28 protein-coding genes are annotated in these 26589 nt (G+C 64.3%); 19 read left to right on the plus strand and 9 right to left on the minus strand.

The features are described 5' to 3' along the window. Window positions 1-123 precede the first annotated feature (123 nt). The 4 genes from VGN93_RS16940 (at window position 124) to VGN93_RS16955 (ending at window position 3405) form a co-directional block, all read left to right on the plus strand. Window positions 124-558 carry a MarR family transcriptional regulator gene (locus tag VGN93_RS16940; RefSeq protein ID WP_327508897.1) on the plus strand — a complete coding sequence of 145 codons (435 nt, stop codon included), beginning with the start codon at window positions 124-126 and terminating at the stop codon, window positions 556-558. A gap of 20 nt (window positions 559-578) precedes the next feature. Continuing rightward, on the plus strand, window positions 579-1286 hold the full coding sequence (locus VGN93_RS16945; protein WP_256117484.1) for a response regulator: 708 nt from the start codon (window positions 579-581) through the stop codon (window positions 1284-1286). A gap of 133 nt (window positions 1287-1419) precedes the next feature. After that, entirely contained in the window at window positions 1420-2802 is a 1383-nt protein-coding gene (locus tag VGN93_RS16950) for an ATP-binding protein (RefSeq protein WP_327508367.1), read from the plus strand. 18 nt (window positions 2803-2820) lie between these two features. After that, window positions 2821-3405: a DUF1349 domain-containing protein gene (locus tag VGN93_RS16955; RefSeq protein WP_327508368.1), complete on the plus strand. Its 585-nt coding sequence runs from the start codon at window positions 2821-2823 to the stop codon at window positions 3403-3405. Here VGN93_RS16955 and VGN93_RS16960 read toward each other — a convergent pair whose 3' ends face one another. The 4 genes from VGN93_RS16960 to VGN93_RS16975 all read right to left on the minus strand — a co-directional run bounded on the left by VGN93_RS16960 (window position 3406) and on the right by VGN93_RS16975 (window position 5912). Continuing rightward, complete coding sequence (locus tag VGN93_RS16960) at window positions 3406-3747, minus strand: tRNA-binding protein (protein WP_327508369.1); 342 nt, start codon at window positions 3745-3747, stop codon at window positions 3406-3408. It abuts the gene before it with no gap. A gap of 193 nt (window positions 3748-3940) precedes the next feature. Further along, complete coding sequence (proC, locus tag VGN93_RS16965) at window positions 3941-4759, minus strand: pyrroline-5-carboxylate reductase (RefSeq protein ID WP_319322692.1); 819 nt, start codon at window positions 4757-4759, stop codon at window positions 3941-3943. Between the two features lie 2 nt (window positions 4760-4761). After that, window positions 4762-5262, minus strand: a complete 501-nt coding sequence (locus tag VGN93_RS16970; protein ID WP_256117491.1) for a YbjN domain-containing protein — start codon at window positions 5260-5262, stop codon at window positions 4762-4764. 392 nt (window positions 5263-5654) lie between these two features. Further along, the gene (locus VGN93_RS16975; RefSeq protein WP_319322696.1) at window positions 5655-5912 is read right to left on the minus strand and encodes an accessory factor UbiK family protein; all 258 of its coding nucleotides are present in this window, start codon (window positions 5910-5912) and stop codon (window positions 5655-5657) included. A 242-nt stretch (window positions 5913-6154) separates the two neighbouring features. Here VGN93_RS16975 and lgt point away from each other — a divergent pair, with 242 nt between their 5' ends. The 7 genes from lgt (at window position 6155) to VGN93_RS17010 (ending at window position 12829) form a co-directional block, all read left to right on the plus strand. Next, entirely contained in the window at window positions 6155-6967 is an 813-nt protein-coding gene (lgt, locus tag VGN93_RS16980; protein ID WP_327508898.1) for a prolipoprotein diacylglyceryl transferase, read from the plus strand. 8 nt (window positions 6968-6975) lie between these two features. Further along, complete coding sequence (locus VGN93_RS16985; protein ID WP_327508370.1) at window positions 6976-8076, plus strand: class I SAM-dependent methyltransferase; 1101 nt, start codon at window positions 6976-6978, stop codon at window positions 8074-8076. Window positions 8077-8177: 101 nt separating this feature from the next. Next, window positions 8178-8969: a peptidoglycan editing factor PgeF gene (pgeF, locus tag VGN93_RS16990; RefSeq protein ID WP_327508371.1), complete on the plus strand. Its 792-nt coding sequence runs from the start codon at window positions 8178-8180 to the stop codon at window positions 8967-8969. A gap of 36 nt (window positions 8970-9005) precedes the next feature. Then, complete coding sequence (locus VGN93_RS16995) at window positions 9006-10157, plus strand: Xaa-Pro peptidase family protein (protein ID WP_319322705.1); 1152 nt, start codon at window positions 9006-9008, stop codon at window positions 10155-10157. Window positions 10158-10272: 115 nt separating this feature from the next. After that, entirely contained in the window at window positions 10273-11055 is a 783-nt protein-coding gene (locus VGN93_RS17000; protein ID WP_327508899.1) for a hypothetical protein, read from the plus strand. A gap of 124 nt (window positions 11056-11179) precedes the next feature. Further along, window positions 11180-12112 (plus strand): ribose-phosphate pyrophosphokinase, encoded by a 933-nt coding sequence (locus tag VGN93_RS17005; protein WP_256117499.1) that lies wholly within the window; start codon window positions 11180-11182, stop codon window positions 12110-12112. 147 nt (window positions 12113-12259) lie between these two features. Then, window positions 12260-12829, plus strand: a complete 570-nt coding sequence (locus tag VGN93_RS17010) for a Kazal-type serine protease inhibitor (protein ID WP_327508372.1) — start codon at window positions 12260-12262, stop codon at window positions 12827-12829. A gap of 184 nt (window positions 12830-13013) precedes the next feature. Here VGN93_RS17010 and VGN93_RS17015 read toward each other — a convergent pair whose 3' ends face one another. The 3 genes from VGN93_RS17015 to VGN93_RS17025 form a co-directional block, all read right to left on the minus strand. Further along, window positions 13014-13388, minus strand: coding sequence for a DUF779 domain-containing protein (locus VGN93_RS17015; RefSeq protein WP_327508373.1), 375 nt, complete (start codon window positions 13386-13388; stop codon window positions 13014-13016). Between the two features lie 130 nt (window positions 13389-13518). Next, on the minus strand, window positions 13519-15027 hold the full coding sequence (gene adh, locus VGN93_RS17020; protein ID WP_319322712.1) for an aldehyde dehydrogenase: 1509 nt from the start codon (window positions 15025-15027) through the stop codon (window positions 13519-13521). Between the two features lie 153 nt (window positions 15028-15180). Further along, window positions 15181-16140 (minus strand): helix-turn-helix domain-containing protein, encoded by a 960-nt coding sequence (locus VGN93_RS17025; protein WP_319322714.1) that lies wholly within the window; start codon window positions 16138-16140, stop codon window positions 15181-15183. A 204-nt stretch (window positions 16141-16344) separates the two neighbouring features. Between VGN93_RS17025 and VGN93_RS17030 the strand changes: the two genes are divergently transcribed. After that, the gene (locus tag VGN93_RS17030) at window positions 16345-17529 is read left to right on the plus strand and encodes a benzoate/H(+) symporter BenE family transporter (RefSeq protein ID WP_327508374.1); all 1185 of its coding nucleotides are present in this window, start codon (window positions 16345-16347) and stop codon (window positions 17527-17529) included. A gap of 4 nt (window positions 17530-17533) precedes the next feature. Here the strand turns inward: VGN93_RS17030 and VGN93_RS17035 are convergent, their stop codons facing one another. Beyond that, a complete protein-coding gene (locus VGN93_RS17035) occupies window positions 17534-18988 on the minus strand; it encodes a hypothetical protein (RefSeq protein ID WP_327508375.1) in 1455 nt (484 codons plus the stop codon). A gap of 241 nt (window positions 18989-19229) precedes the next feature. Here VGN93_RS17035 and VGN93_RS17040 point away from each other — a divergent pair, with 241 nt between their 5' ends. The 4 genes from VGN93_RS17040 to pth all read left to right on the plus strand — a co-directional run bounded on the left by VGN93_RS17040 (window position 19230) and on the right by pth (window position 24025). Further along, the gene (locus VGN93_RS17040) at window positions 19230-19841 is read left to right on the plus strand and encodes a 50S ribosomal protein L25/general stress protein Ctc (protein ID WP_319322721.1); all 612 of its coding nucleotides are present in this window, start codon (window positions 19230-19232) and stop codon (window positions 19839-19841) included. 237 nt (window positions 19842-20078) lie between these two features. Next, on the plus strand, window positions 20079-22466 hold the full coding sequence (locus VGN93_RS17045) for a putative bifunctional diguanylate cyclase/phosphodiesterase (RefSeq protein ID WP_327508900.1): 2388 nt from the start codon (window positions 20079-20081) through the stop codon (window positions 22464-22466). Between the two features lie 20 nt (window positions 22467-22486). Then, entirely contained in the window at window positions 22487-23236 is a 750-nt protein-coding gene (locus tag VGN93_RS17050; RefSeq protein WP_327508376.1) for a substrate-binding periplasmic protein, read from the plus strand. A 72-nt stretch (window positions 23237-23308) separates the two neighbouring features. Further along, window positions 23309-24025: an aminoacyl-tRNA hydrolase gene (pth, locus tag VGN93_RS17055; protein WP_327508377.1), complete on the plus strand. Its 717-nt coding sequence runs from the start codon at window positions 23309-23311 to the stop codon at window positions 24023-24025. A 45-nt stretch (window positions 24026-24070) separates the two neighbouring features. On the opposite strand, the gene clpS is transcribed toward pth, so the two are convergent. Next, entirely contained in the window at window positions 24071-24382 is a 312-nt protein-coding gene (gene clpS / locus VGN93_RS17060; protein WP_327508378.1) for an ATP-dependent Clp protease adapter ClpS, read from the minus strand. Between the two features lie 151 nt (window positions 24383-24533). Here clpS and ychF point away from each other — a divergent pair, with 151 nt between their 5' ends. Genes ychF through VGN93_RS17075 form a run of 3 tightly spaced genes read left to right on the plus strand, consistent with a single transcriptional unit; the run spans window position 24534 to window position 26589 of the window. Continuing rightward, a complete protein-coding gene (ychF, locus tag VGN93_RS17065; RefSeq protein WP_327508379.1) occupies window positions 24534-25637 on the plus strand; it encodes a redox-regulated ATPase YchF in 1104 nt (367 codons plus the stop codon). Window positions 25638-25655: 18 nt separating this feature from the next. Next, window positions 25656-26135: a MaoC family dehydratase gene (locus VGN93_RS17070; RefSeq protein WP_327508380.1), complete on the plus strand. Its 480-nt coding sequence runs from the start codon at window positions 25656-25658 to the stop codon at window positions 26133-26135. Further along, the gene (locus VGN93_RS17075; RefSeq protein WP_327508381.1) at window positions 26122-26589 is read left to right on the plus strand and encodes a MaoC family dehydratase; all 468 of its coding nucleotides are present in this window, start codon (window positions 26122-26124) and stop codon (window positions 26587-26589) included. Before VGN93_RS17070 ends, VGN93_RS17075 begins: the two co-directional genes overlap by 14 nt.

Here is a 26589-nt window from a genome sequence, read left to right on the forward strand (position 1 = left end):
TGTCAATGAAGCTGACATATCTTGCTATAAATTACGCGGGGACGGCAAGGCATGAAAGGAAATGACAACGTGGCCCGGCAGGCGGTGGACAAGAGCGACGAAGACGAGCTGCACGAGGATGCCATGACGGGCGGCGGACGCATCGATTTCGAGATCATCGAGGGCTTCTTCTTCGCCTATCGCGACTTCATTTCCGATCCTGACGCGATCCTCGAAAAGAGCGGCTTCGGCCGCGCCCATCACCGCGTCGTGCACTTCGTCAATCGCGAGCCCGGCATGACGGTCGCCGACCTACTCGACACGCTGAAGATCACCAAGCAGAGCCTGGCGCGCGTCTTGAAGCAGCTGATCGATTCCGGCTATATCCAGCAGGTGGCCGGCCCCGAGGATCGCCGCCAGCGGAAACTCTACCCGACGCGGGCCGGACGGGACCTGGCGCTGGCGCTGGCCGAGCCGCAATCCCGCCGCATCGCCCGTGCATTTGAGGCGATGGATGCCGACGCCCGCCGGGTGGTGATCCAGTTCCTCACCGGCATGCAGAACGCCAAGACCGAATGAATGACTGAAGGAGGAAGACGATGACCGCTGCCGGCGCACCCTCCGACGACGCATCCCATCTTCTCGTCGTCGACGACGACACCCGCATCCGCGAACTTCTGAACCGCTACCTGATGGAGCAGGGTTTTCGCGTGACAGTGGCGGGCGATGCCGACGAGGCCCGGCGAAAGCTGCGCGGCCTCGATTTCGACCTCATTATCATGGACGTCATGATGCCCGGCGAAAGCGGCCTGTCGCTGACGAAAAGCCTGCGCGACATCCGCCCCGTTCCGATCCTGATGCTGACCGCACTTGCGGAATCCAAGGCCCGCATCGAGGGCCTGGAGGCCGGCGCCGACGACTATCTCTCGAAACCCTTCGAGCCGCGCGAACTGGTGCTTCGCATCAACAACATCCTGAAGCGCAACGCCCCGCCGACGACGCCGAAGATCGAGCAGGTCATGTTCGGCCCCTACACCTTCTCCATCGTGCGCAAGGAGTTGAAGCGCGGCAGCGATGCCATCCGGCTGACCGACCGCGAGCAGGAGATCATGCTGCTCTTCTCGCTGCGCGCCGGCGAAACCATTCCGCGCCACGAACTGATCGGCGAAGAAACAGAAGTGGGAGAACGCACAATCGACGTGCAGATCAATCGCTTGAGGCGTAAGATCGAGGACGACCCGTCCAACCCGGTGTGGCTGCAAACCGTGCGCGGCATCGGCTATCGATTGAGCGTGGAGCAAGGCTGACCGTGCGCTGCCGAGTCCAATTCAACAAAAGCTTTAACGCGGTTTTCCGTGCCTATCCGCATGAAAACTCAGGTGTAAGGCCTTGGTGCGACTCAGACAAACACGGCAGCGCGCTGCCGGAAATGCCGGTCCGATGACGACGTTCGAGACCTTCAAGCGCGATATCGAGCGCGCGCCGGCCGCCGGCTGGAAACGTCTCGGCCGCTGGCTGCGCCGCCAGTTGCCGACGGGTCTCTATGCGCGCTCGCTGCTCATCATCATCATCCCGATGGTGCTGCTGCAATCGGTCGTCGCCTTCGTCTTCATGGAGCGCCACTGGCAGCTCGTGACGCAGCGCCTCTCCACTGCCGTCACCCGCGACATCGCCGCCATCATCGATCTCATCGAGACCTATCCGCAGGATGCGAACTATAGCGAAATCGTCCGCATCGCGCGCGAGCGGCTGGAGCTGAACGTCGCCATCGAGCCCGGCACCGAGCTGCCGGCGCCGCGCACCAAACCCTTCTTCAACATCCTCGACGAGATCCTGAGCGAAGAGATCGTGCGCCAGATCCGCCGCCCGTTCTGGATCGACACCGTCGGCGAAAGCAATCTCGTCGAGATCCGTATCCTGCTCGACAACAAGATCCTGCGTGTCTACGCCCGGCGCAACCAGGCCTATGCCTCCAACACCCATATCTTCCTGCTCTGGATGGTCGGCACCTCGCTGGTGCTGATCACCATCTCGATCCTGTTCCTGCGCGGTCAGATCCGGCCGATCCTGACGCTGGCGCAGGCGGCGGAAAGCTTTGGCAAGGGCCAGAAGATGCCGGAGGATTTCGCGCCGCGCGGCGCCGACGAGGTGCGCCGCGCCGGCCTCGCCTTCATCCTCATGCGCGAGCGCATCGAGCGCCAGATGGAACAGCGCACCGCCATGCTGACCGGCGTCAGCCATGACCTGCGCACCATCCTCACCCGCTTCAAGCTGCAGCTGGCGCTCGCCGGCGACAATCCGGACCTGCAGGGCCTGCACAAGGATGTCGCCGACATGCAGACCATGCTCGAAGGCTATCTCTCCTTCGCGCGCGGCGATGTGGAGGAGGACGTCGGGCAATTGCGGCTCTCCGACCTTTTCGACAAGTTCGCCATGGAAGCCGAGCTGCACGAGCGCGCCTTCTCCAGCGAGGTCGACGGCGAAGACGACGTCATGGTGCGCCCCAACGCCTTCAGCCGGCTCGTCGGCAACCTCGTCTCGAATTCGATGCGATACGCCAAGACCGTGCATGTCGAGGCCCGCCACCGCGCCAAATGGCTGACGATCATCGTCGACGACGATGGCCCGGGCATTCCGGAACGCTCGCGCGACGACGTGTTCAAGCCGTTCTTCCGCCTCGACGAGGCGCGCAATCTCGATGCCTCCGGCACCGGCCTCGGCCTTGCCATCGCCCGCGACATCGCGCGCAGCCACGGCGGCAATGTCACGCTGTCGGACAGCCCCATGGGCGGACTGCGCGCAACGATCCGCATTCCCGCCTAACGACCAGAGGGTGAACCCATGAGCGATTTCCCCTTCGACGGCATGGCCTGGTTCAATCCACCGCCGGCAGGTGCCGTCCGCGATGGCCACCTCCACATCAAGACCGGCCTCAAGACCGATTTCTGGCAGCGCACCTATTACGGCTTCCAGCCTGACAGCGGCCATTTCCTGCACCGGCAATGGAGCGGTGATTTCACGCTGGAGACGACGTTTCGCGGCCAATACGAAACGCTCTACGATCAGGCCGGCCTGATGATCCGCCACGACGAAACTCTGTGGATGAAATGCGGCATCGAATTCACCGACGGTGCGAAACATTTCAGCGTGGTGGTGACGCGCGGCCATTCCGACTGGTCCGCCTTCCGCATCGATCACGAGTTCGACCTGATCTCGGTGCGGGTGACCCGCAACGGCGACGCGCTCTTCATCCAGTACCGGACGGATGCCCTGACGGAATGGCGGGTGGCCCGCCTCGCCTATTTCCCGCCGGAGCTTTCGGACCTCTCGGTCGGCGTCACGGCCTGCTCGCCGCAGCGTGAAGGTTTTGAAGCCGAGTTCACCGACTTCCGGCTAGGGCCGCCGGTGTCGCGGGATATTCACTAGTCAGCACATCTTCTTGCCGTTCGGCACCGGCTGACCCACCCCGGCGAGAACGATCGCGCCCGCCTCGTCCTCGAAGCCGAGCGTCAGCACTTCCGAACGCACCGGGCCGATCTGGCGCGGCGGGAAGTTGACGACGGCCAGCACCTGGCGGCCGACCAGCGCCTCCAGCGTATAGTGCACGGTGATCTGCGCCGAGGATTTCTTGGTGCCGATCTCGGGACCGAAATCGATGGTCAGCTTGTAGGCGGGCTTGCGCGCTTCAGGAAACGGCAGCGCCTCTATGATGGTGCCGACGCGAATGTCGACGCGTTCGAAATCGGCATAGGTGATGGTGTCGCTCATGAGAAAATCCTCGCGTTACAGCGTTTGCCTTGGCCCCTCATCCCGCTGCCGCGACCTTCTCCCCGCAAGCGGGGAGAAGGGGATATGCCGCACCGCTTTCCCAAATCACACGCCTCCCGTGGGGCAAGTCCCCTCTCCCCGTAAAACGGGGAGAGGGTTAGGGTGAGGGGCAAAATTGAGAACGGCCGAAAAATCAGCCAGCCAGTTCCTCGGCGCGCGTGCGGGCGGCGGCGATGGCCTTGTCGAAGAGCGGCTGCATGCCGTCCTCAGCCATCAGGACCGAGAGGGCCGCGGCCGTGGTGCCGCCGGGCGAGGTGACGTTCTGGCGCAGGCGGCCGGCGTCGTCGGGGGACTGGTGAAGCAATTCACCAGCCCCCGCGACGGTTTCCCGTGCGAGCCGCATGGCGAGGTCCGCCGGCAGGCCCAATTTGCGACCTGCCTCTGCCATGCACTCGACGAGATAGAAAACATAAGCCGGGCCGCTGCCCGAAACCGCCGTGACGGCGTCGATATCGCCCTCGGTCGCGACCCACTCGACGGGTCCGCTGACCTTCAGCAGGGAATGCACGAAATCGCGCTGCGTTTCGGAAACCCGGGCATTGGCAAAAGCGCCGGTGACGCCGCGGCCGATCATCGCCGGCGTGTTCGGCATGGCGCGCACGGTGGCGGCCGCGCCGAGATGGCCTTCGAGATTGGCGATCGTCTTGCCGGCGGCAACAGAAACCACGACGGTCTCCGGCCCCACCAGCCCCTTCAGGCCCGGCAGGACCTGATCGATGAGCTGCGGCTTGAGCGCGACGAAGAGGATGCCGGCCTTCACGCCTTCGGGTGCTGCCGTTTCATGGCGCGCGCCATTGTCGGCGATCAGCTTGGCCATCGCCGGCTGCGGGCCGGGATCGATCACGATCACCGAGGAGCCGGCAATGCCGCTCTTCAGCCAGCCGGCCAGCATGGCGCCGCCCATATTGCCGGCGCCGATGAGAACGATAGGCCCTGTACCTGCAACTGCCATTTTTATGCTTCTCCGACGGTCTCGAAGAGAACCGCATCGACGGCGGCTTCAGCCGCCATGCCGGACCAGACGACGAACTGGAAGGCCTGGAAATAGGCTTCGCAGGCTTCGAGCGCGCTGGAAAGCAGCACCTCGACCTGCTTGTTGGTGGGCTCGGCACCGCCGGCAAGCAGCAGCGACTGGCGGAAGATCACCACGTCCTCGCGGCGCCAGAGGTCGAAATGTCCCATCAGCACCTGGCCGTTCACATGCGAGAGCAGGCAATGCACCTCCGCAACGCGGCTTTCGGGAACCTTGATGTCGAAGGCGCAGGCGAGATGCAGCGCCTCGAACTCTTCCATCCACGAGAAGGAGACGTGGTAATCCGTCCACTTGCCTTCGACGGTCATCGCGATCTCGTCTTCGCCGGATCGCTCGAACGTCCAGTCATTATTGGCTGCGACGAACTCGATCATATCGACCGGGTTGGACTGACGCCCGATATCCAATTCCATAAGGCTCATGCATCACCTTCATCGACCGGCAGACGTGCAAAATCGCGCTCACACCGCGACGCTGCAAACCATACTCGGAGATACAACACTGAATGATTGCCCGGCACTAAACGCAATCTGGACGACTTACCCTGCCCGAAGCTTGCGCTGCCCGTCTCGAATCATCATTTAAAATCAGTGTATAACGGCGGAGTCACGACGCCATCCCCCGCCCCGCCATTTTCTCCGTCCGGTTGTGGACAGAGGTTGTGAAAAAGATTCAGGTCGGACGCTTAAGAGACTCTGCGAAAAGGGCTTTTCGGATGTGTCCACAGGGGTAAAAATTTTATTAAAAAAAACGGTTGGCGCGATGTGAATCACGCCAACCGGCTCTCATGCAGGAAAACCTGTCCCGAAACGGCTCAGCCGCCCGTGTTGAGGCGGGCTTCCAGCGCCTCGATGCGCTTCAGGAGCGCGTCGTTTTCGTCACGCGCCTTGATCGCCATTTCGCGCACCGCCTCGAACTCCTCGCGCTTGACGAGATCCATGCCGTTGATGAAACGCTCGGCCTGGGCGCGAAACACCGTCTCGGCCTCCTTGCGCACGCCCTGGGCGGCACCAGCGGCATCGGTCATCAGCTTGGCGAAGTCGTCGAGAATGCGGTTGGCACCGGTGGTCATGGTCTGCCCTCCTCGGGTATCGATGGTGGTCCTGCGGGCAGTCGTCGCCCGCGCCTTGGGAGTGAGGTAGGGTCTGGAACCGCTCCTTGCAAGCGGTTTCCGGTGGATCGCCGCCCATTCCGGCCGCCGCACGGCGCCCTATCACGATTTATCGCCTTGACCCTGCCGTAAGGCACCTCCATCTTCCGCGCGAAAACCGGAAGATATTAGCCTTGACGAACATAACCCAACTCTTCGCCATCATGCCCTACCCGGAGATCGATCCGATCGCCTTCTCCATCGGCCCGGTGGCCGTGCATTGGTACGGCATCGCCTATGTCGTGGGCATCATGCTCGGCTGGGTCTATGCGCGCCGGCTGATCGAGACGCCGCGGCTGTGGGCGGGCGACGCGCCGCTGAGCCGCACCCAGCTCGACGACTTCCTCGTCTGGGCCGCCGTCGGCATCATTCTGGGCGGCCGCATCGGCTATATCCTGTTCTACGATTTCCCGAATGTCGCGGCCGATCCGCTGCGCGCCCTCCAGGTGTGGAACGGCGGCATGTCCTTCCACGGTGGCCTCGCCGGCACGACACTCGCCATGATCGTCTTCGCGCGGCGCAACGCCATCCCGATGTGGAGCCTGTTCGACATCGTCGCCGCCGTCGTGCCGATCGGCCTGTTCTTCGGCCGCATCGCGAATTTCGTCAACGGCGAGCTGTGGGGCCGCCTCTCCGACGCACCCTGGGCCGTCATCTTCCCGGAAGCCGGCCCCTTCGCGCGCCATCCGAGCCAGCTCTATGAGGCCGGCCTCGAAGGCATCGTGCTGCTCGCCGTGCTCGCCGTCGCCATCTACCGGTTCGGCGCCCTGAAGCGCCCCGGCATCGTCACCGGCATCTTCGTCGCCGGCTACGCGCTGTCGCGCATCACGGTGGAGTTCTTCCGCGAGCCGGACCCGCAGCTCGGTTATCTGTTCGGCGGCTGGCTCACCATGGGCATGCTGCTCTCGCTGCCCATGCTCGCCCTCGGTCTCTGGGCGATCCTTCGCGCCCGCGCGGCCCGGCCGGCAAGCGCCTGAGCACGCCCATGCCGACACCCCTCGCCCGCAAGGTCAAGGCGCTGATCCGCACCAACGGCCCGATCAGCGTCACCGACTATTTCGCGCTCTGCCTCGCTGATCCAGAACACGGCTATTACCGCACCCGCGACCCCTTCGGCCGCGCCGGCGATTTCGTCACGGCGCCGGAAGTGAGCCAGTTGTTCGGCGAGATGCTCGGCATCTTCCTCGTCCATGCCTGGCAGAAACACGGCGGGCCTTCCGAGGTGCGCATCGCCGAAATCGGCCCCGGCCGCGGCACCATGATGGCCGACATGCTGCGCGTCATCGCCAAGCTCGCGCCGCAGCTCTATGACAGCGCGACGATCCACCTGATCGAGACGAGCCCGAAGCTGCGCACCATCCAGCACGAGACGCTCGGCACGCATGCCGCCCGCGTCACCTGGCACGACAGCTTCGAGGAACTGCCGGACGGTTTCGTCCTGCTCGCCGCCAACGAGCTTTTCGACGCGATCCCGATCCGCCAGTTCATCAAGACCACAGCGGGCTTTCGCGAACGCCTGGTCGGCCTCGATGCCGGGGACGAACTGACCTTTGCCGCTGGCGTCGCCGGCCTCGACCCGGCGCTCCTGCCGGAACACCACAAGTCCGTGCCGAACGGCACGATCTTCGAGATCGCACCGGCCCGCGAAGCCGTGATGGCGACGATCGGCGAGCGCATCGCCCGCTTCGGCGGCACGGCGCTGGTGATCGACTACGGCCATTTCGTCACCGGCTTCGGCGATACGTTGCAGGCGGTGCTGAAACACGATTTCGACCCGCCGCTCGCCCATCCCGGCGAGGCGGACCTGACGAGCCATGTCGACTTCGAACGCCTGGCCGGTGCGGCCGCCAGCATGGGCCTGCATGTGCACGGCATGCTGCATCAGGGCGATTTCCTCGTCGGCCTGGGCATCGGCGAACGCGCCTCCGCGCTCGGCCGCCACCGCGACGAGGCGACGCAGCAGTCGATTCTTGCCGATGTCGACCGGCTGGCAGGCTCGGGTGCGGGTAAAATGGGTGATCTTTTCAAGGTATTAGCCGTAGGAAGCACGCAGCTCGCGCTGTCTCCCTTCCGCCAGCCGGATTGACACCGGGCCTCGGGCCGGACAACATCCGGCCCGATTTGCACCCCGAATGCCCCGGCGGAATCCTTGCCCGGCAGCCCGTTTCCAAGCCAAGCCGAGAGACCATGCAGGACCCAGCGCTCCCCTCCCCGATCGAAAGCCCGCTGCTGGCTGAACGCGCCGGTTATGCGGCGCAGCACGGCTTTTTCACCCGGGCCGGCGGCGTGTCGAAGGGCATCTATCGCGGCCTCAATGTCGGCCTCGGCTCGAAGGACGAGCGCGGCAAGGTCGAGGAGAATCGCGCCCGCGTCGCCCGCTGGTTCGCCGTCGGGCCGGAAAGGCTCGCGACCGTGCACCAGGTCCATTCGCCCGACGTGGTCGTGGTCGACGACAGCTATGACGGCGCCCGACCACAGGCCGACGCGCTGGTCAGCGCCACACCCGGCATCGTGCTCGGTGTGCTGGCGGCCGATTGCGGCCCGATCCTGTTCTGCGACCCTGAGGCGCGCATCGTCGGCGCCGCGCACGCCGGCTGGAAGGGCGCGCTCTATGGCGTGCTGGAAAACACCATTGCCGCGATGGAAGCGCTCGGTGCGAAACGCGAAAACATCCTCGCCAGCCTCGGCCCTTCGATCGGGCGCGAAAACTACGAGGTCGGGCCTGAATTCGTGGAGCGCTTCCTCGCCGTCGACACGGCCTACGAGCGCTTCTTCACGCCCTCGCAAAAACCCGGCCACGCCATGTTCGATCTGCCGGGACTGACGACGCAGCGGCTCACCGACGCCGGGGTGACGGCAGAAAACCTCGATATCTGCACCTATCCCGACGAGGATCGCTTCTTCTCCTACCGGCGCACGACGCACCGGCAGGAGCCCGATTACGGACGCCAGATTTCGGCGATCATGATAAGGGCGTAAAGCCCACAGATTTGATTAGGACGGGAGAACACCGCCATGGCCCTTCACTTCGACACCGAGGAATACGCCAATCGGCTCCAGCGCCTGACATCCCGCATGCGCGAGGAGAAGATCGAGGCCATGCTGCTCTTCGCACAGGAGAGCATGTACTGGCTGACCGGCTACGACACGTTCGGCTACTGTTTCTTCCAGACGCTCGTCGTCAAGGCGAACGGCGAGATGGTGCTCTTGACGCGCTCGGCGGACCTGCGCCAGGCCCGCCACACCTCCAACATCGAAAAAATCGAGATCTGGGTCGACCGCGTCAATGCGGACCCGACCATGGACCTGAAGAACCTGCTTTCCGACCTCGACCTGCTCGGCTGCCGCATCGGCGTGGAATATGACACGCATGGCCTGACCGGCCGCAACGCGCGCCTCATCGACAACCAGCTCCAGAGTTTCGGCCAGATCGTCGACGCCTCGGCGATCGTCAGCCGCCTGCGCCTCATCAAGAGCCCGGCCGAGATCGCCTATGTCGAGCGTGCCGCGGCCCTTTCCGACGATGCGCTGGCGGCAGCCCTGCCGCTGATCGTTCCCGGCGGCGACGAGGCGGCGATCCTGGCTGCCCTGCAGGGCGCGGTGCTGGCCGGCGGCGGCGATTATCCCGCCAACGAATTCGTCATCGGCTCGGGCGCCGACGCGCTGCTCTGCCGCTCGAAATCCGGCCGGCGCAGGCTCGATGCCGAGGACCAGCTGACCCTCGAATGGGCCGGCGTCAGCGCCCGCTACCATGCGCCGATGATGCGCACCGCCCTCATCGGCGAGCCGTCCAACCGGCACCGCGAACTCTACAGCGCCTGCCGCGAGGCGATCCAGGCGATGGAGATGGTGCTGCGCCCCGGCAACACCTTCGGCACCGTCTTCGAGACCTTCGCCCGCCTCATCGACGAGCGCGGCCTTGCCCGCCACCGGCTGAACACCTGCGGCTACTCGGTCGGCGCGCGCTTTGCGCCTTCCTGGATGGACCAGCAGATGTTCCTGCTCGGCAATCCGCAGGAGATCGAGCCGAACATGTCGCTCTTCGTGCACACGATCATTCTCGATTCCGACACCGGCACCGCAATGACGCTCGGCCAGACCTACCTCACGACGACGGACACGCCGAAACCGCTGTCGCGCTACGGACTGGATTTCATCGAAGTCTGACGGGGCCGGTGCAGGCCCACAAGATCCCGCAATTGACAGGCTATCGGGCGCCACCCATAAATCAGTGCGGGGACGAAGGAGGCAAAATGCCTCCCACAGGACACGGACGAAAATGATGCAGGAGCTGATGAAGCGGCTGGCACTGATCGGCCTCATTGCCACCCTTGCCGGCTGCAACAGCACGGACGCGCTGACGCCACAGGTCGATGTCGGCGGCGGCAGCTTCAACTCGCCGCCCGTCACACAGAACGACCTCGACCAGATGAGCGCGCAGTCGACCCCGGTCACCACGACCACCACCACGCAGGAAACCGCGTTCACCCCGTCAAACGGCAACGGCACCTCGACCGGCGCGGACACCGCCGGAACGCTCGAGGCCCAGGCCGATGCGCTCGCCCGCAACAGCGGCACGCGGCGCGACACGACGCAATCCGACGCCGCCCTTGCCCGCACCACCGCGCAACGCTCGCTGGCAGCGGAAACCTCGGTCGGCGCCGAAGAGATCGCGGCCGTTCCGACCGCTGCGGGAGCCGGCGAGACGATCCGCTTCCTGCCGATCATCGGCGCGCCGGTCGAGGCGGTCACGCCGCTCTCCAAGCGCCTTGGCGCGGAAGCGCGCACCAACGGGCTTACGATCCGCAGCGCCTCCGACAATTCCAGCAAATACATCCTGAAGGGCTACTTCTCCGCGATGAACGACAACGGCAAGACGACCGTCGTCTATGTCTGGGACGTGCTCGACGGCAGCGGCGCGCGGCTTCACCGCATCCAGGGGCAGGAAAGTGTCTCGGGCACGGCATCCGATCCTTGGGCGGCCGTGCCGGCGCGCACGATGGAGGGCATCGCCCAGAAGACGATCCGTGAGTACCTCGACTGGCGCGGCGCCACGCGCGGTTAAGCACGTCCGGGGTTTAATCACAGGCAAATGCGAAGAAACGCTTTTCCCATACGGCAAAGCCCTTGCATTCGCAGGCATTGCCGGTAAAAGGCCCCCCATCAGCATAAGCACAGGCGGACCATAGATGAAGGTTTTCGCGGGCAATTCGAACCGGCTTCTGGCCGAAGCGATCTGCAATTATCTGAATGTCCCGCTCGGCCGTGCCACGGTCAGACGCTTCGCAGACCAGGAAATCTTCGTCGAGATCCAGGAAAACGTGCGCGGCGAAGACGTGTTCGTCGTGCAGTCGACCTCGTTCCCGACCAACGACCACCTGATGGAACTGCTGATCATGATCGATGCCATGCGCCGCTCCTCGGCGCGCCGCATCACCGCCGTGATCCCCTATTTCGGCTACGCCCGCCAGGACCGCAAACCCGGTCCGCGCACGCCGATCTCGGCAAAGCTCGTCGCCAACCTCATCACCGAGGCGGGTGCCGACCGCGTGCTGACGCTCGACCTGCATGCCGGCCAGATCCAGGGCTTCTTCGACATCCCGACCGACAACCTCTACGCCGTGCCGATCCTGGCGCGTGACGTTAAGGAAAACTACAATCTCGAAAACGTCATGGTCGTCTCGCCGGACGTCGGCGGCGTGGTGCGCGCCCGTGCGCTCGCCAAGCGTCTCGATTGCCAGCTGGCGATCGTCGACAAACGCCGTGAACGCGCAGGCGAATCCGAAGTGATGAACGTCATCGGCGACGTCACCGGCAAGGACTGTCTGCTGATCGACGACATCGTCGATTCGGGCGGCACGCTGTGCAACGCGGCCGAAGCGCTCCTGAAGAACGGCGCGACCAGCGTCACGGCCTATATCACGCACGGCGTGCTCTCCGGTGGTGCCGTGGCCCGCGTGACGTCCTCCAAGCTCAAGGAGCTTGTGATCACCGACTCGATCCAGCCGACCACTTCCGTCCAGTCGGCGCACAACATCCGCGTCATCTCGACGGCGAACCTGCTCGGCGAGGCGATCAACCGCACCAGCGCGGAAGAATCGGTCTCGAGCCTGTTCGACTGATTTTCCGCCGTTTCGATTTTTGCCGGCGGCCGATACCGGCTCCTCGCTTTATGCGCTAAGTTCCCCCGAGATTCGTAGAGCGTTTGCGCAATTCCGGACGCAAAACCGCTACACACTTTTGCTGGAATTGCTCTGGAGGGGAAATCCATGATTTCGATATCGCCATTCTTCCGCCGGCTGGCGGGCCGCTTCGCCATCCTTCTCGCCGCCGGCACGCTTGCGGCCTGCTCGGTCGAGGTCGACCAGGGCGGCGGCGGCTACAATCCGCGTCCGCCGCAAATGTGCACGCGCGAATATGCGCCGGTCTGCGGCGAGCGCGGCCGTGACCGCCAAACCTTCGCCAATGCCTGCGAAGCCCGCGCCAGCGGCTTCGGCATCATCGGCCGCGGCGGATGCCAGTTCCGTCGCCCGGATCGCGACAATGTCGGCTGGCGGGACCAGAATCAGGACCGCGACGGCTGGAGCCACCCAGACCGGGACAGAGACCAGATCCGCGACCGTGATCGCAATCGCAACGACAGGGACCGCCGGGAGCGCGATCGTGACCGGGACAATCGGGGCGACCGCGAGCGGCCGCGCGACCAGCGCGCCTGCACGATGGACTTCAACCCGGTCTGCGGCCGCCGCGGTGACGATCTGAAGGAATTCGGCAATGCCTGCTCGGCCGAAGCCGCCGGCTTCCGCGTCATGAAGCCCGGTCAATGCCCGGTGCGCTGAGAACGTCATTATATGAAACGACAAGCCCGCCGTTACCGCGGGTCAGACTGCTGACACAGTCCGCCAAACCTCTCCTCCGTCATGGTCGGGCTTGACCCGACCATCCACCCTCCGAACGTGCTGATGGATCCTCGGCTCAAGGCCGAGGATGACGTTGGGGATGGAGCGAGGGTTTTCTTCAGCTTCAACGCCCCGGCAACGGACAGGCCTTGCCGCCGCCGAACAGGCGCGAGCGGGTGAGGAAACGTTTCTCGCGGCCATTGTCGAGCGAGAACATGCCACCACGGCCGGGCACGACATCGATGATGAGCTGCGTGTGCTGCCACACACCGAACTGGCTCTCGCTGATGTAGACCGGCACCCCGCCGATCTCGCCGAGCTTCACGTCGCGGTCGCCGACGATATAGTCGTCCGCCGGGTAACACATCGGCGAGGAGCCGTCGCAGCAACCGCCGGACTGGTGGAACAGGATTTTCGGATAATCCGCCTGGATTTCCCGGATTAGCGCAAGCGCTGCATCGGTCGCCACCACGCGCGGCTCGCCAGTCGTCTCGGTCATGCGGCTCTCCTCCAAAAGCGTACCCTCTCCCCGCTGGGGGAGAGGGTCGGGCGGTTGGGCAAGGTGGGGCAAGCCCCGGTCCGCCCTTCTGTTGCCTTCGCCCCGCAGAGGGGAGAAGGAAGGCGGTCGCTCAGAAGAAGCCGAGCGCCTTGGGAGAGTAGCTGACCAGCATGTTCTTGGTCTGCTGGTAGTGGTCCAGCATCATCTTGTGCGTCTCGCGACCGATGCCCGACTGCTTGTAGCCGCCGAAGGCGGCGTGGGCCGGATAGGCATGGTAGCAATTGGTCCAGACACGGCCGGCCTGGATGTCGCGGCCGAAATGGTAGCAGCGGTTGGCATCGCGGCTCCACACGCCGGCACCGAGGCCGTAAAGCGTGTCGTTGGCGATTTCGAGCGCTTCCGCATCGTCCTTGAAGGTGGTGACCGAAACGACCGGCCCGAAGATTTCCTCCTGGAAGACGCGCATCTTGTTATGCCCGCGGAAGATGGTCGGCTTGACGTAATAGCCCCCGGCAAGGTCGCCTTCGAGTTCGTTGCGCCCGCCGCCGGTCAGCACTTCGGCACCTTCCTGCCGGCCGATATCCATGTAGGACAGGATCTTTTCCAACTGTTCGGAAGATGCCTGCGCACCGATCATCGTCGCCATGTCGAGCGGGTTGCCCTGCACGATCTTCTCGACGCGCTTGACCGCCTTTTCCATGAAACGATCATAGATCTTCTCGTGCACCAGCGCGCGGCTCGGGCATGTGCAGACCTCGCCCTGGTTCAGCGCGAACATCGCAAACCCTTCGAGCGCCTTGTCGAGATAGTCGTCGTCCTCGTTCATCACGTCGGAAAAGAAGATGTTCGGCGACTTGCCGCCGAGCTCCAGCGTGACGGGAATGAGGTTCTGGCTGGCATATTGCATGATCAGGCGGCCGGTCGTCGTCTCGCCGGTAAACGCGATCTTGGCGATGCGCGGGTTGGAGGCGAGCGGCTTGCCGGCTTCCAGACCAAAGCCGTTGACGATGTTGAGCACGCCGGCCGGCAGCAGGTCGCCGACGAGTTCGGCCCAGAGCAGGATCGAGGACGGCGTCTGTTCGGCGGGCTTCAGCACGACGCAATTGCCGGCGGCGAGCGCCGGGGCGAGCTTCCAGGTCGCCATCAGGATCGGGAAGTTCCAGGGAATGATCTGGCCGACGACGCCGAGCGGCTCATGGAAGTGATAGGCGATGGTCTCATGGTCGACCTCGCCGATCGAGCCTTCCTGCGCGCGGACGCACGAGGCGAAATAGCGGAAATGGTCGATGGCGAGCGGAATGTCGGCCGCCATGGTTTCGCGTAGCGGCTTGCCGTTGTCCCAGGTTTCCGCACGGGCGAGAAGGTCGAGATTGTCCTCCATGCGCTGGGCGATCTTCATGAGGATGTTGGAGCGCTCGGTGGCGGAGGTGCGGCCCCACTTGTCCTTGGCGGCATGTGCGGCGTCGAGCGCGAGCTCGATGTCGGCGGCGTCGGAGCGCGCGATCTCGCACAGCTTGCCGCCGGTGATCGGCGTGATGTTGTCGAAGTAGCGGCCGGCGACCGGCTCCTTCCATTCGCCGCCGATGAAGTTGCCGTACTTCGTCTTGTACGGATTTTCGACGATCTTCTGATGCAGCATGGTCTTTCCTCCCACGAAAAGGCCCCTTATGGGCCGTCGGGGAGGATGGTGCTGCGCTTCGCGCGTTCATGATAGGGGCGTGCCGGCGATGGCGGCGGGGACTGTTTCAGAATTGAGACAGAGCGATGCGACAGGCTGTGCTGCGGTGCAGCATCAGTTGATCGAGAGCTTTTTCATCTTGCGGTACAGCGTTGCGCGGCTGATGCCGAGCTGGTCGGCCGCCTGGCTGACATTGCCGCCGGCGCGCGAAAGCACACGGCGAAGTGCTGCGCGCTCGGCGTCGTCGAGGTCGCCGCCCTCCTCCGCCCGGTTCTCATGCAGGAGATCGGAAGCGGGAACGCCGGCGGCGATGCGCCGGTCGTCGAGGCCCAGGAACTGGCGCGCGGCGCGTGTGGCGCCGAGCACGAGATCGTCGCGGTCGACGGCAAGAAGCGCCGGCGCCGCGCGGCCATCGACAGGCACGAGCAGAATGCGGGCGGCGGCAAAGGCGCGGCGGAACAGCCCCGCCTCGATGCGCGCGGCAGCGTCGCGCACGGCCTGCGAAAGGATCGACATGGTCATGTCGTTGGCATCGTCGCGGCAGGTGGAGATGTCGATCGCGGCGGCGATGCGGCCGGTATGGTCACGGATCGGCGCCGTCGTGCAGGAAAGCCCGGTATTCTGCGAGAGGAAATGCTGGTCGCGCAGGATCAGCACCGGCCGCTCGTCGGCAAGCGCCGTGCCGATGCCGTTGGTACCGACGCTCGCCTCGCTCCAGACCGTGCCGGACCAGAGCCCGACGCCGCGGAAATCGCGATCATCGCCGGCTGCCCCCCGGCGCTCCAGCGCGATGCCGTTCTCGTCCGTCAGGAGCAGGCAGCAGCCCGCCTTGCCGACGGTGGCAAACAGCCGGTCGATCTCGCCGGATGCTTCCTCGATGAGGGCGCTGGAACGGACGCGGGCCTGGCGGAATTCCGATTCGGTGAGCCGCCACGGCACGCGCGCCTCTTCCGGCGAAAGACCGTGCAGGGTGAGGCAGCGCCGCCAGGAGGCGGCAACGGGCGAACTCGCCGCAGCCGAGGCATGGGCCGCAACGGTCTGGACATGATCCGCGTGATCGAAACGCGCAGGCATCCGCTCTCCTCCCCGAGGGCTTCCGACCGATCGTCGCATTGGAATACAACGCTCGGCGACTATAGCCATGTTTCTGCCGGCTGGTCCAGCAGCACCAAAGTCGAAGCCATGATGTGGCAACGGAGCGCTACCGCGACAAGGCTGTTTCCAAGCCCTGCGCCGCCTGTTACGACTGCGCCTCCCTTTCCATGACCGATTTTCATCATGCTTCGTGATTTTTCCGCCCAGGCCCTTTTCATGGGCATCCTCACCGCCTTCGTCGGTTTTGCCAGTTCCTTCGCCGTCGTGCTGCACGGCCTCACCGGCGTCGGCGCCACGGAGGCGCAGGCCACATCCGGCCTCATGGCCGTCTGCGTGGCGCTCGGCGTCAGCATGATCCTGCTCAGCGCCGTGACCAGGCTTCCCATCGCCATCGCCTGGTCGACGCCGGGTGCCGCCCTGCTTGCCAATTCCGGGCCCATCGAGGGCGGTTTCCAGACGGCGGTTGGCGGCTTTCTCGTCTGCGGCCTGCTGATCGTCATTGCCGGCCTGTGGAAGCCGCTCGGGCGCATGGTCGCCGCCATTCCCGCGTCGCTTGCCAATGCCATGCTTGCCGGCGTGCTGATCGGGCTTTGTTTCGCCCCGGCCAAGGCGATCACTTTCAATCCCTTGCTCGGCCTGCCGATCGTGCTCGCTTGGGCAATCGTCGGCGCCTTCAACCGGCTTTATGCGGTGCCGGCGGCGCTTGCCGCCTTCATCGCCGTGCTCGCCTTCGGCGTCGAGGTGCCGCCGGAGGCGCTCGCCGGCCTAGCCGGTTCGCTGGTGCCGAACCCGGAATTCGTGACGCCGATCTTCACCGTCGCGGGCTTCGTCGGCATCGCCTTGCCGCTGTTCATCGTCACCATGGCCTCGCAGAACATTCCGGGCATCGCCGTGCTGAAGGTCAACGGCTACGAACCCGCTCCCGCTCCCCTTTTCGCCACCACCGGCGTCTTTTCCCTGCTGTCGGCGCCCTTCGGCAGCCACGCCGTCAACCTCGCCGCCATCACCGCCGCCATGTGCGCCGGCAGCGACGCCCATCCGGACCCGAAGAGACGCTATTGGGCGCCGATCGTCGCTGGCGTCTGCTATGTGGTGTTCGGCCCTTTCGTCGGCGCGGTCACGGCCCTCGTCGCCCTCGCCCCGCCGATCCTCATCCAGGCCGTCGCCGGCCTCGCGCTGATCAGCGCCTTCGCCAATTCCGCGCTCAATGCCTTCAAGGAAATCGAGGGACGCGAGGCGGCGGCGGTGACCTTCCTCGTCACCGCCTCGGGCGTCTCCTTTGCCGGTATTTCCGGCGCCTTCTGGGGGCTGGTCGCCGGCGGGTTGATGCTGGCGCTCGCCCGGTTCACCGCGAAGCGCCGCGGCTGAACCGCTACTGCTGGAACGGCAACGGCTGGCCGTTGATCAGCACCTTGCCGTCCTCGCCGACCTTGAGGTCCCAGACCTGCGCGCCGCCGCCGCCATCGCGCGCCAGGCCCTTCATCATCAGGAGCCCGAAGGCCGCCTGGCCGAACTGCGGCACGGTGGCCGCATTCTTCTGGAGGTAGGCGACCGTCTTGTCGAAGTCGCGCATGGTGATCGTCACGTCGGCGCTGTGGCGATCCTTCTGCTCGGGATAAACGAGCATCGTGCCCGACAGGTGCACGTCGTAGATCGGCGAGACCGCCGAGACATCTTCAAATTCGACGGTCATCGTGCCGTCGGGCAGGACGATGCGGCCGATCTCCTTGTTCTGCGCTTCCGTCAGCGGCTCCGACTTGGTGAAGTCCGCATTGTCGATGAGATAGGTGACAGCGCCGGCGAGGTCGAGATTGGTGACCGCCGCCTTGAAGGTCGCGCGTTCCGGCAGCGCCTCCGCGAAGGCCGCGGGCAGCACGCCCGCCGGCGGCTTCGGCCCTTCCACGTCGAAGCCGAAACCGAAACGGGTCGAGTGCGCAATGCCGTTCATGTCGAGATTGTAGCTGACGGCGTCCGCCCCGAACGTGCCCTTGTCCGTTCCGACCGTGACGTTCGAAGCCTTGATCGTCTCCGTCAGGTTGTCGAAGATCGGCATGGAGGCGCGCAGCAGCTCCTTCAGCCGCGCCGCATCCGGGGCCGCCAGTTCCTTCTTGTTCATGTTGTCGAGCACGAAGAACACGAGGTCCTGCATCACCTTGTAGCGTGCGCCGTCCAGGTTCACGTCGATATCGACCGTGTCCGCGCCGATATCGACGCGGCCGCTCGGCCCGCCGGTGATCGTCTCGGCAAAGGCCTTCATCACGCCGGTGCTCGTGATGTCGAGCGTGCCGGGTTCCTTCTTCTCGGCGGCAAGGCGCATCGCCATCTCGTCGAAACTCGCCGTCACGCTCTCCTGTTCGGAGGTGCTGGTGAAGGCGATGCGCTTCGTCGTCCAGTCGGCCGAGGTGAAATAGAGGATTTCCGGATCGTAGATGCCGTCGAGCTTCATCGACTCGACGAGATAGGTGAAGGAGTTCTTGCCGGGCGCGGCATCGACGGAGCCCTTGATATCGAAGCTCTCGTTCGCTTCGATGCGATAGGTGCCTTCCGGCATCGGCCGCAGATAGGCCATTATCGGCTTCAGCCCCTCGACCTTCACGGCGCCGGTCCTCGCCTTGTCGACGAGCACCGTCGGATTGAAGCGTAATTCGTAGAAGGAACTGGCGGCCTTGACCGTCACCAGGCCGGCGTCGATCATGTCCTGCGGCAGGTAGCGCGTCAGCTTCTGCTGGATGCTCTCGGCCTGCGACGGCGAGACCTCCTGTGCCAGAGCAGGGCTTGCGCAGACGAGCGCAAGGGCGGCCGAGGCCATCAGGATCTGTCGTCGCATCGTGGTCTCCTTCGCCGATCTGGTCTATACCCAACATCCAATCGTGACCGCACCATGTCAATGCGGGGTCAATCGGGGCGCAGGCCTTGCATTTCCGGGCATTCTCGTTTATCGAGCCCCCGTCCGCACAGACACCCTTGGAGGCAATGCGGATGAGGCTTTCAAAAATCCTCAAGTTTTACGCAGCCGCGGTTCACTCCGCCTGCGCAAAGCTCTCCAGTAACACACGAAAGGTTAAGCCATGAGCCACGACACTTACGAGCTCAAGGCCGAAACGCGCGAACGGGTTGGTAAGGGGTCCTCCCGTGAACTTCGCCGCAACGGTCTTATTCCTGCAGTTATCTATGGCGACAAGCAGTCCCCGCTTTCGATCGCCATCTCGACCAAGGACGTCACCCAGCGTATCCACGCCGGCGGCTTCAAGACGACGGTCGCCACGATCGACGTCAACGGCGAGAAGATCAAGGTGCTCCCGAAGGACTACCAGCTTGATCCGGTCCGCGACTTCACCATGCATGTCGACTTCCTCCGCGTTTCGGGCGACACCCATGTCGTCGTCGAAGTGCCGGTTCACTTCGTCAACGAAGAGAAGTCCCCGGGCATCAAGGCCGGCGGTGTTCTGAACATCGTACGCCACGCCGTCGAGCTGCATGCTTCGGCCGGCGACATTCCGGAATTCCTGACGGCCGACCTCGCTGGCCTCAAGGTCGGCGACGGCATCCACATCTCGAACATCAAGCTGCCCAAGGGCACGAGCCCGGTCATCACCGACCGCGACTTCACGATCGCCACCATCGCCGTTCCGGCTGCTGGCGTGAAGGAAGAAGACGAAGTGGAAGCTACGGAAGAATAATCCCTTCTGTCGGGATCCTTCTCGAAAAACCCCGCCTCCGCCCGGATGCGGGGTTTTTCTTTGTCCGCAGGCACGCACTACCCTTGCGGGAAGCTTGAATTATCAGCACTTTTCCGGATCGACATTTCAGCAACATTTAAGACTTTGATGAAAGGCTAAGCCCAGAAGAACGACAAAGCCTAAGAGGGGCACTATGGGCTGGCTTCGCATCACGGCAGGGGGGCAACCGGCATGAAAATGCATTCGGTGGAGAGCCGCTTCATTGCCATCGTCATCGGCGCCCTGCTCGTCTTCGTCGCACCGCTCTTCGTGCTGTTCCTCATCCTGTCGTCCGACCGCGTGGCGCGCGAGCGCCTGCAAAACACCGAAGTGCTGTTGAAGGCCAATGTGCAGGCGCTCGGAAAACCGCTGTGGGATTTCGACAAGGACAGCATCGACCAGATCGTCGGCACGCTCCAGGCGAATGCCGATATCAGTTTCGTGCGCGTGCGCGATACGTCGGATGTCATCGACATCCGCAAGCCGGATCTCAGCCCCGATCCGAACGACGCGCGCTCCATCGTCAAGACCGATATCCTCTACAGGGCGAGCGACGGCATCAAGAAGGTCGGCTCGGCGGAGATCTGGATCCACAAGGAGGGCCTGTTCTCGCGCTTCACGAAGGACGAGATGGGCATCTTCGCCATCTTCTTCTTCGCCGTGGCAACGCTCTTCACCGCCGCCATCATCGGCAACCGCATCACCATCATCCGCCCGTTGATGCGCCTGACGGCGGCGATCGAGGCGACACGGCGGCTCGGCTCGCGCCACCATGTCGACTGGACCTCGAACGACGAGATGGGCGCGCTTGCCCATAATTTCAACGAGATGCAGAGCAAGCTGGAGCGCGAGGAAATCGAGCTGAAGCTGGCGCATACCCGCGCCACCGACATCTACAACCTCACCCCCGCCATGCTCTTTTCCATCGATGCGGCGAACCGCATCACCGCCGTCAGCGACTACTGGCTGACCGCGACCGGCTATCGCCGCGAGCATGTCATCGGCCAGGAATTCACCGATTTCGTCGCCGAGGAATGGCGCGAAACCTATCGCAAGCGCCACGCGACCAACAAGTCGGAGGCCGGCATCTGTGAGGTGACCGTGCGCTTCCGCTGCGCCGGTGGCAGCGTGATCGACGTGCTGATCCTCGAAACCGGCACGGAGGCGAGCACCGGCCGCCAGGCGCTGTCGCTCTCGGTCATGACCGATGTCACCGACCTCAAGGAGGCGGAAAACCGCAACCACCGCCAGGCGATCACCGACCATCTGACGGGCCTGCTCAACCGCCAGGGCTTCGAGGGCGTGCTCGACGAACTGATCGGCGAGGTCGACACGCTCGGCCACCAACTCGCCTGCCTCTTCGTCGATCTCGACCGCTTCAAGTGGATCAACGACAATCTCGGCCATGCGGCGGGCGACGACGTGCTGTGCCAGGTGGCGATGCGCCTGCGCCGGCAATTGCGCACCAATGACCGGATCGCCAGGCTCGGCGGCGACGAATTCGCCATCCTGCTTTCCGCGCCGAACGCCCGCCAGCTCGCCCTGGATGTCAGCGAACGCCTGGTTTCAAGCCTGCGCGCACCGCTGGTCGTCAACGGCGCCGAGCTCAATGTCAGCGCCAGCGTCGGCGTCGCGATCTATCCCGACCATGCCGCCACCGCCGCCTGCCTGCTGCAAAAATCGGACATGGCCATGTATGCGCGCAAGCGCGACGGCAAGAACGGCGTGCAGCTTTTCGACAGCAACATGGTCGACAGTGCCCGCAAGCGCCTGGAAACCGAGCAGTTCATCGACCAGGGCCTGCGCGAAGACTGGTTCACCGCCTATCTCCAGCCGATCGTCTGCCTGTCCGACGGGCGCGTCGCCGGCTTCGAGGCGCTGATGCGCCTCAACCACCCCGAGCGCGGCCTGCTGCCGCCGGCCGAGATCATCGGCATTGCCGAGGAGAACGGCTCGATCGGCCGCATCGGCGATTGCATCCTGTCGAAATCCATCGCCAGCCTCGCCGTCATCTCGAAGCTCGACGGACTGTGCGATGCCTATCTCGCGGTCAATTTCTCGCCCTTGCAGTTCGAGCCGGTCCTGCCGAACCGCCTTGCCGCCCTGCTCCTCGAACACGGCGTCACGCCCTCGCGCATCGTCGTGGAAATCACCGAGGCCGTGCTGATGCTCGACAACCCGGTGGTGCGCGACGTGCTCGCTGCGCTGTCCGAACTCGGCTGCCGCATCGCGCTCGACGATTTCGGCACCGGTTACTCCTCGCTCTCCTACCTCAACCGCTTCCCCGTCGATATCGTCAAGGTCGACCAGTCCTTCACCCGCTCGCTTTCCTCCGACCAGCCGGACGTGCGCCGCAAGAGCCGCATGCTGGTCGAGGGCATCCGCACCATCTCGCACCAGATGGGCTGCGCGGTCGTGGCCGAGGGCATCGAGACGGAGGAACAGTGGGACATCCTCCAGGCGATGAACATCGAATTCGGCCAGGGCTACCTGCTGAGCCGGCCGCTGCCGCTTGACGCGCTGCTTCAAAAGCTCGACGAATTCACGATGCCGACCAGGTCCGAGCGCCTGGCCGCCGCCTCCTGACGAGGAACGAGGACGAGACGATGAAGACGCTGTTCTTGACGCTCAGCCTGTCGCTCGCCCCCCTCTCCGCGCCGCATGCCGAAACCCTGCATTTCGTTACCGAAGAATACGCCCCCTTCAACTATACGAAGAACGGCAAGATCACCGGCATCGCGGTCGACCAGGTCGAGGCGATCGCCAAGGCGGCCGGCATCGACTACACGCTGGACATCATGCCCTGGGCGCGTGCCTTCGCCATGGCCGAGAACCAGCCGATGCACTGCGTCTTCACGGCGGGCTATAACCGCGCGCGTGCCGGCCGCTTCGCCTGGGTCAGTCCGCTGCTCGAGGACCGGATGGTTCTCCTGAAGCGAAAGGGCGAAAGATACGATGAACTGACGATCGTCAAGGCGCGCGAACTGAAGGTCGGCTCGCAGCGCGGCGACTTCGCCGTCGAGGCGCTGGAACTGATCGGCTTCAGGGACATCGATCTGGCAACCGACATCGACATCACCGTCCGCAAGCTCTTGACCGGCCGCATCGATCTCATGCCGACTTCCATCAAGACCTATGAGCGGATGGTGAAAGACGGACTGCCGGTGGAAAAAGCCATGCTGCTGGCCGGCCAGATCTACGGCATCGCCTGCCACAAGGACACGCCGCCGGCGCTGATCAAACGCCTTCAGGCAGAGCTGGACACGCTGATCAAGAGCGGCGAGCAGGACCGCATCTTCACCGCCTACGGCCTGCCGTCGGGCACCCGCACGGCGGAAAACGACGTAAAGAAATGATCTTCAACAGTTGACTTCCGGCCGCTTTCGCGGTGGTGAAGGCGACAACAGATCGTTTTGACGGATCCTTCCATGCTGATCATCGCCGGGCTCGGCAATCCGGGCGCAAAATATGCGGGCAACCGCCACAATATCGGTTTCATGGCGGTGGACGCGATCCACCGCAAGAACCCGTTCTCGCCCTGGTCGAAGAAGTTCAAGGCAGAAATTTCCGAAGGCGAAATTGCCGGTGAAAAGGTGCTGCTGGTCAAGCCGCAGACCTTCATGAACCTGTCGGGCGAATCCGTCGGCGAGGCGATGCGCTTCTACAAGCTCGAACCAAAGGACATCGTCGCGATCTACGACGAACTGGACCTCACCCCCGGCAAGGCGCGCATCAAGACCGGCGGCGGCCATGGCGGCCACAATGGCATCAAGTCGATCGACGCCCATTGCGGCCGCGAATACCGGCGGCTACGCCTCGGCATCGGCCATCCCGGCGTCAAGGAACTCGTGACCAACCACGTGCTCGGCGATTTCGCGAAAACAGACCATGTCTGGCTCGACCCGCTGCTCGATGAACTAGCCCTCAATGCCGACATGCTGGTGCGCGGCGAGGATTCGCAGCTGATGAACAAGCTGGCGCTCGCCACCGGCAGCAAGCCGGACGGGGAAAAAGCGCCCGCGCAAAAACCCGCCGCCCAGTCCCACATCCGCCCGGCCCGCAACCACGCCCAGCCGAAAATTCTCCCGACGACCGGGCCGATGGCGGAGATGCTGAAGAAGCTGCTCGGCAACAAGGGCGAGTGAACACGGCGGCATGTTCGACAGAAACCGCTGATATCGCGTGAAAGCCTACTCTTCCGGCTCCGTCTGGAACATCAGCGGGAAACCCGCCTCCTTGGCGAGGTCCGTCGCCTCCTTCGCCTTGGTCTCGGCGATGTCGCGGGCGCAGACGACGACCACGCAGGTGCCGAGCTTGTGCGCGGTGATCATCACGCGCTGGCTCGCATTCGCATTCATGCGGAAGACGGCCTTCAGCACCAGCACGACGAATTCGCGCGGCGTGTAGTCGTCGTTGACGAGGATGACCTTGTAGAGCTTCGGCCGTTCGAGCTTCGGCTTCGTGTCGATCTTCGGGGTGAGGGTAACGTCACCATTGCTCATCGGAAGCCTCCTTGCGAGTTGCCTTCGAGCGGTGTCAGGCCACCATTGTGCACTGCACGGGACGACAGTTCAAGACCCTGCGCTCTTGACCCTGCCGCGTCCTTCCCCCATAGCGGGGGCAACGATTTTCCAAGACGAATGGACCACTTCCATGGGTTTCAAATGCGGTATCGTCGGCCTGCCGAATGTCGGCAAGTCGACCCTCTTCAACGCGCTGACCAAGACGGCGGCGGCACAGGCGGCAAACTATCCCTTCTGCACCATCGAGCCGAACACCGGCGAAGTGGCCGTGCCGGACCCGCGCATGAAGGCGCTCGCGACCATCGCGGGCTCCAAGGAAATCATCCCGACGCGCATCTCCTTCGTCGACATTGCCGGCCTCGTGCGCGGCGCGTCGAAGGGTGAAGGCCTCGGCAACAAGTTCCTCGCCAACATTCGCGAAGTCGATGCGGTGGTGCACGTGCTGCGCTGCTTCGAGGACGACGACATCACCCATGTCGAGGGCCGCATCAACCCGGTCGGCGACGCCGACACGATCGAGACCGAGCTGATGCTCGCCGACCTCGAAAGCCTGGAGCGCCGCGTCGAGCAGACCCGCAAGCGTGCCGCCAGCAAGGACAAGGATTCGCTCGCGCAGCTGCCGATCATGGAAGCCGTGGTCAAGCTGTTGAACGAGGGCAAGCCGGCCCGCCTGCTGCTGAAGACGCTGGCGCCGGAAGAGATCGAGGTCCTGAAGGGCCTGAACCTGCTGACCTCGCATCCGGTTCTCTACGTCTGCAACGTTTCGGAAGCCGACGCCTCGACCGGCAATGCGCATACCGAGGCCGTCGCCGCCATGGCGAAGGAACAGGGTGCGGAATGCGTCATCATCTCGGCCGCGATCGAATCCGAGGTCGCCCAGCTTCCGGAAGAGGAAGCGACGGAATTCCTCTCGGCGCTCGGCCTCGAGGAAGCGGGCCTCGACCGGCTCATCCGCGCCGGCTATCACCTGCTCGACCTCATCACCTATTTCACCGTCGGCCCCAAGGAAACCCGCGCCTGGACCATCGTGCGCGGCACTAAGGCGCCGCAGGCCGCCGGCGTCATCCACACGGATTTCGAACGCGGCTTCATCCGCGCCTTCACCATCGCCTATGACGACTACATCGCCTACAAGGGCGAAGTCGGCGCCAAGGAAGCCGGCAAGGGCCGCGACGAAGGCAAGGAATATGTGGTGCACGACGGCGACGTCATCCACTTCCGCTTCAACACGTAACACGCCCCGGAGCTCGCCATGACGGACACGCCGCTGTCCTTCGAGGATTTCACGCCGGGCCGCCGCTTCGACTTTGCCGGGCGGACGCTCACCGCAGACGAGATCATCGCCTTTGCGGCGGAATTCGATCCGCAGCCCATGCATCTCGACGAGGAGGCCGGCCGCGCGAGCATTCTCGGCGGGCTTGCAGCCTCCGGCTGGCACACCAGCGCCGTGATGATGCGCATGCTCTACGAGGCCTATATCAACGGCTCGACCTCGGAAGGCTCGCCGGGCGTGGACCTCATGGAATGGAAGCGGCCTGTCATTGCCGGCGACACGCTCGGCGGCCACTGCGTGGTGCTGGACGCCCGCGCCTCGCGCTCGCGCCCGGAGATCGGCATCGTGCGCTTTCGCGCCGAGGTGACGAACCAGCGCGGCGAGATCGTGGCCGTCAGCGAATATGTCAACATGATGCGCCGCGCACCGACGGAAGGGGCCGCCCATGCGAATGGCTGAGCTTTACCCCTTCAACGAAACGGTCGAGATCGGCAGCCTCACCTTCACCGCGGATGACATCATCCGCTTCGCCGAAAGCTTCGATCCGCAACCCTTCCATCTCGACGAGGAGCTGGCGAAACAGGCGCTGTTCGGCGGCCTCTGCGCCTCGGGCTGGCATTCCAGCGCCGGCTGGATGAAATGCTTCGTGCCGTTCTGGCTTGGCGAATGCAAGCGGCTCGCCCGCGAAGGCATCACGCCCCCGAACCTCGGCCCCTCCCCGGGCTTTACGAAACTGAGCTGGCTGAAGCCCGTCTTCGCCGGCGACACGATCACCTATTCGGTGACCCTGCTGGCCTCCCGCGAACTCACCTCGCGCGCCGGCCGCCTGGTCAACACGATCCTGTGTGCGGGCAAGAACCAGAACGGCGAGCCGGTCATCCGGTTCGAAAGCACGGTGCTGGAATTCGTCTAA

It is taken from the genome of Shinella sp., from assembly GCF_035998705.1.
In the GTDB taxonomy this organism is placed as follows: Bacteria; Pseudomonadota; Alphaproteobacteria; order Rhizobiales; family Rhizobiaceae; genus Shinella.

Coding starts and splice junctions, on each gene's coding strand:
- proC (WP_319322692.1), bottom strand. CDS start 4,759: ATGGCAGTTGCAGGTACAGGGCCTATCGTTCTCATCGGCGCCGGCAAT.
- VGN93_RS17025 (WP_319322714.1), bottom strand. CDS start 16,140: ATGCCTGCGCGTTTCGATCACGCGGATCATGTCCAGACCGTTGCGGCC.
- VGN93_RS17000 (WP_327508899.1), top strand. CDS start 10,273: ATGCAGGAGCTGATGAAGCGGCTGGCACTGATCGGCCTCATTGCCACC.
- VGN93_RS16940 (WP_327508897.1), top strand. CDS start 124: ATGACGGGCGGCGGACGCATCGATTTCGAGATCATCGAGGGCTTCTTC.
- lgt (WP_327508898.1), top strand. CDS start 6,155: ATGCCCTACCCGGAGATCGATCCGATCGCCTTCTCCATCGGCCCGGTG.
- VGN93_RS16985 (WP_327508370.1), top strand. CDS start 6,976: ATGCCGACACCCCTCGCCCGCAAGGTCAAGGCGCTGATCCGCACCAAC.
- VGN93_RS17050 (WP_327508376.1), top strand. CDS start 22,487: ATGAAGACGCTGTTCTTGACGCTCAGCCTGTCGCTCGCCCCCCTCTCC.
- pgeF (WP_327508371.1), top strand. CDS start 8,178: ATGCAGGACCCAGCGCTCCCCTCCCCGATCGAAAGCCCGCTGCTGGCT.
- VGN93_RS16970 (WP_256117491.1), bottom strand. CDS start 5,262: ATGAGCCTTATGGAATTGGATATCGGGCGTCAGTCCAACCCGGTCGAT.
- VGN93_RS16950 (WP_327508367.1), top strand. CDS start 1,420: ATGACGACGTTCGAGACCTTCAAGCGCGATATCGAGCGCGCGCCGGCC.
- VGN93_RS17045 (WP_327508900.1), top strand. CDS start 20,079: ATGCATTCGGTGGAGAGCCGCTTCATTGCCATCGTCATCGGCGCCCTG.
- clpS (WP_327508378.1), bottom strand. CDS start 24,382: ATGAGCAATGGTGACGTTACCCTCACCCCGAAGATCGACACGAAGCCG.
- VGN93_RS17015 (WP_327508373.1), bottom strand. CDS start 13,388: ATGACCGAGACGACTGGCGAGCCGCGCGTGGTGGCGACCGATGCAGCG.
- VGN93_RS17030 (WP_327508374.1), top strand. CDS start 16,345: ATGCTTCGTGATTTTTCCGCCCAGGCCCTTTTCATGGGCATCCTCACC.
- VGN93_RS17075 (WP_327508381.1), top strand. CDS start 26,122: ATGCGAATGGCTGAGCTTTACCCCTTCAACGAAACGGTCGAGATCGGC.
- VGN93_RS17035 (WP_327508375.1), bottom strand. CDS start 18,988: ATGCGACGACAGATCCTGATGGCCTCGGCCGCCCTTGCGCTCGTCTGC.
- VGN93_RS16955 (WP_327508368.1), top strand. CDS start 2,821: ATGAGCGATTTCCCCTTCGACGGCATGGCCTGGTTCAATCCACCGCCG.
- VGN93_RS17010 (WP_327508372.1), top strand. CDS start 12,260: ATGATTTCGATATCGCCATTCTTCCGCCGGCTGGCGGGCCGCTTCGCC.
- VGN93_RS16995 (WP_319322705.1), top strand. CDS start 9,006: ATGGCCCTTCACTTCGACACCGAGGAATACGCCAATCGGCTCCAGCGC.
- VGN93_RS16975 (WP_319322696.1), bottom strand. CDS start 5,912: ATGACCACCGGTGCCAACCGCATTCTCGACGACTTCGCCAAGCTGATG.
- ychF (WP_327508379.1), top strand. CDS start 24,534: ATGGGTTTCAAATGCGGTATCGTCGGCCTGCCGAATGTCGGCAAGTCG.
- adh (WP_319322712.1), bottom strand. CDS start 15,027: ATGCTGCATCAGAAGATCGTCGAAAATCCGTACAAGACGAAGTACGGC.
- VGN93_RS17070 (WP_327508380.1), top strand. CDS start 25,656: ATGACGGACACGCCGCTGTCCTTCGAGGATTTCACGCCGGGCCGCCGC.
- VGN93_RS16960 (WP_327508369.1), bottom strand. CDS start 3,747: ATGAGCGACACCATCACCTATGCCGATTTCGAACGCGTCGACATTCGC.
- VGN93_RS16945 (WP_256117484.1), top strand. CDS start 579: ATGACCGCTGCCGGCGCACCCTCCGACGACGCATCCCATCTTCTCGTC.
- VGN93_RS17040 (WP_319322721.1), top strand. CDS start 19,230: ATGAGCCACGACACTTACGAGCTCAAGGCCGAAACGCGCGAACGGGTT.
- VGN93_RS17005 (WP_256117499.1), top strand. CDS start 11,180: ATGAAGGTTTTCGCGGGCAATTCGAACCGGCTTCTGGCCGAAGCGATC.
- pth (WP_327508377.1), top strand. CDS start 23,309: ATGCTGATCATCGCCGGGCTCGGCAATCCGGGCGCAAAATATGCGGGC.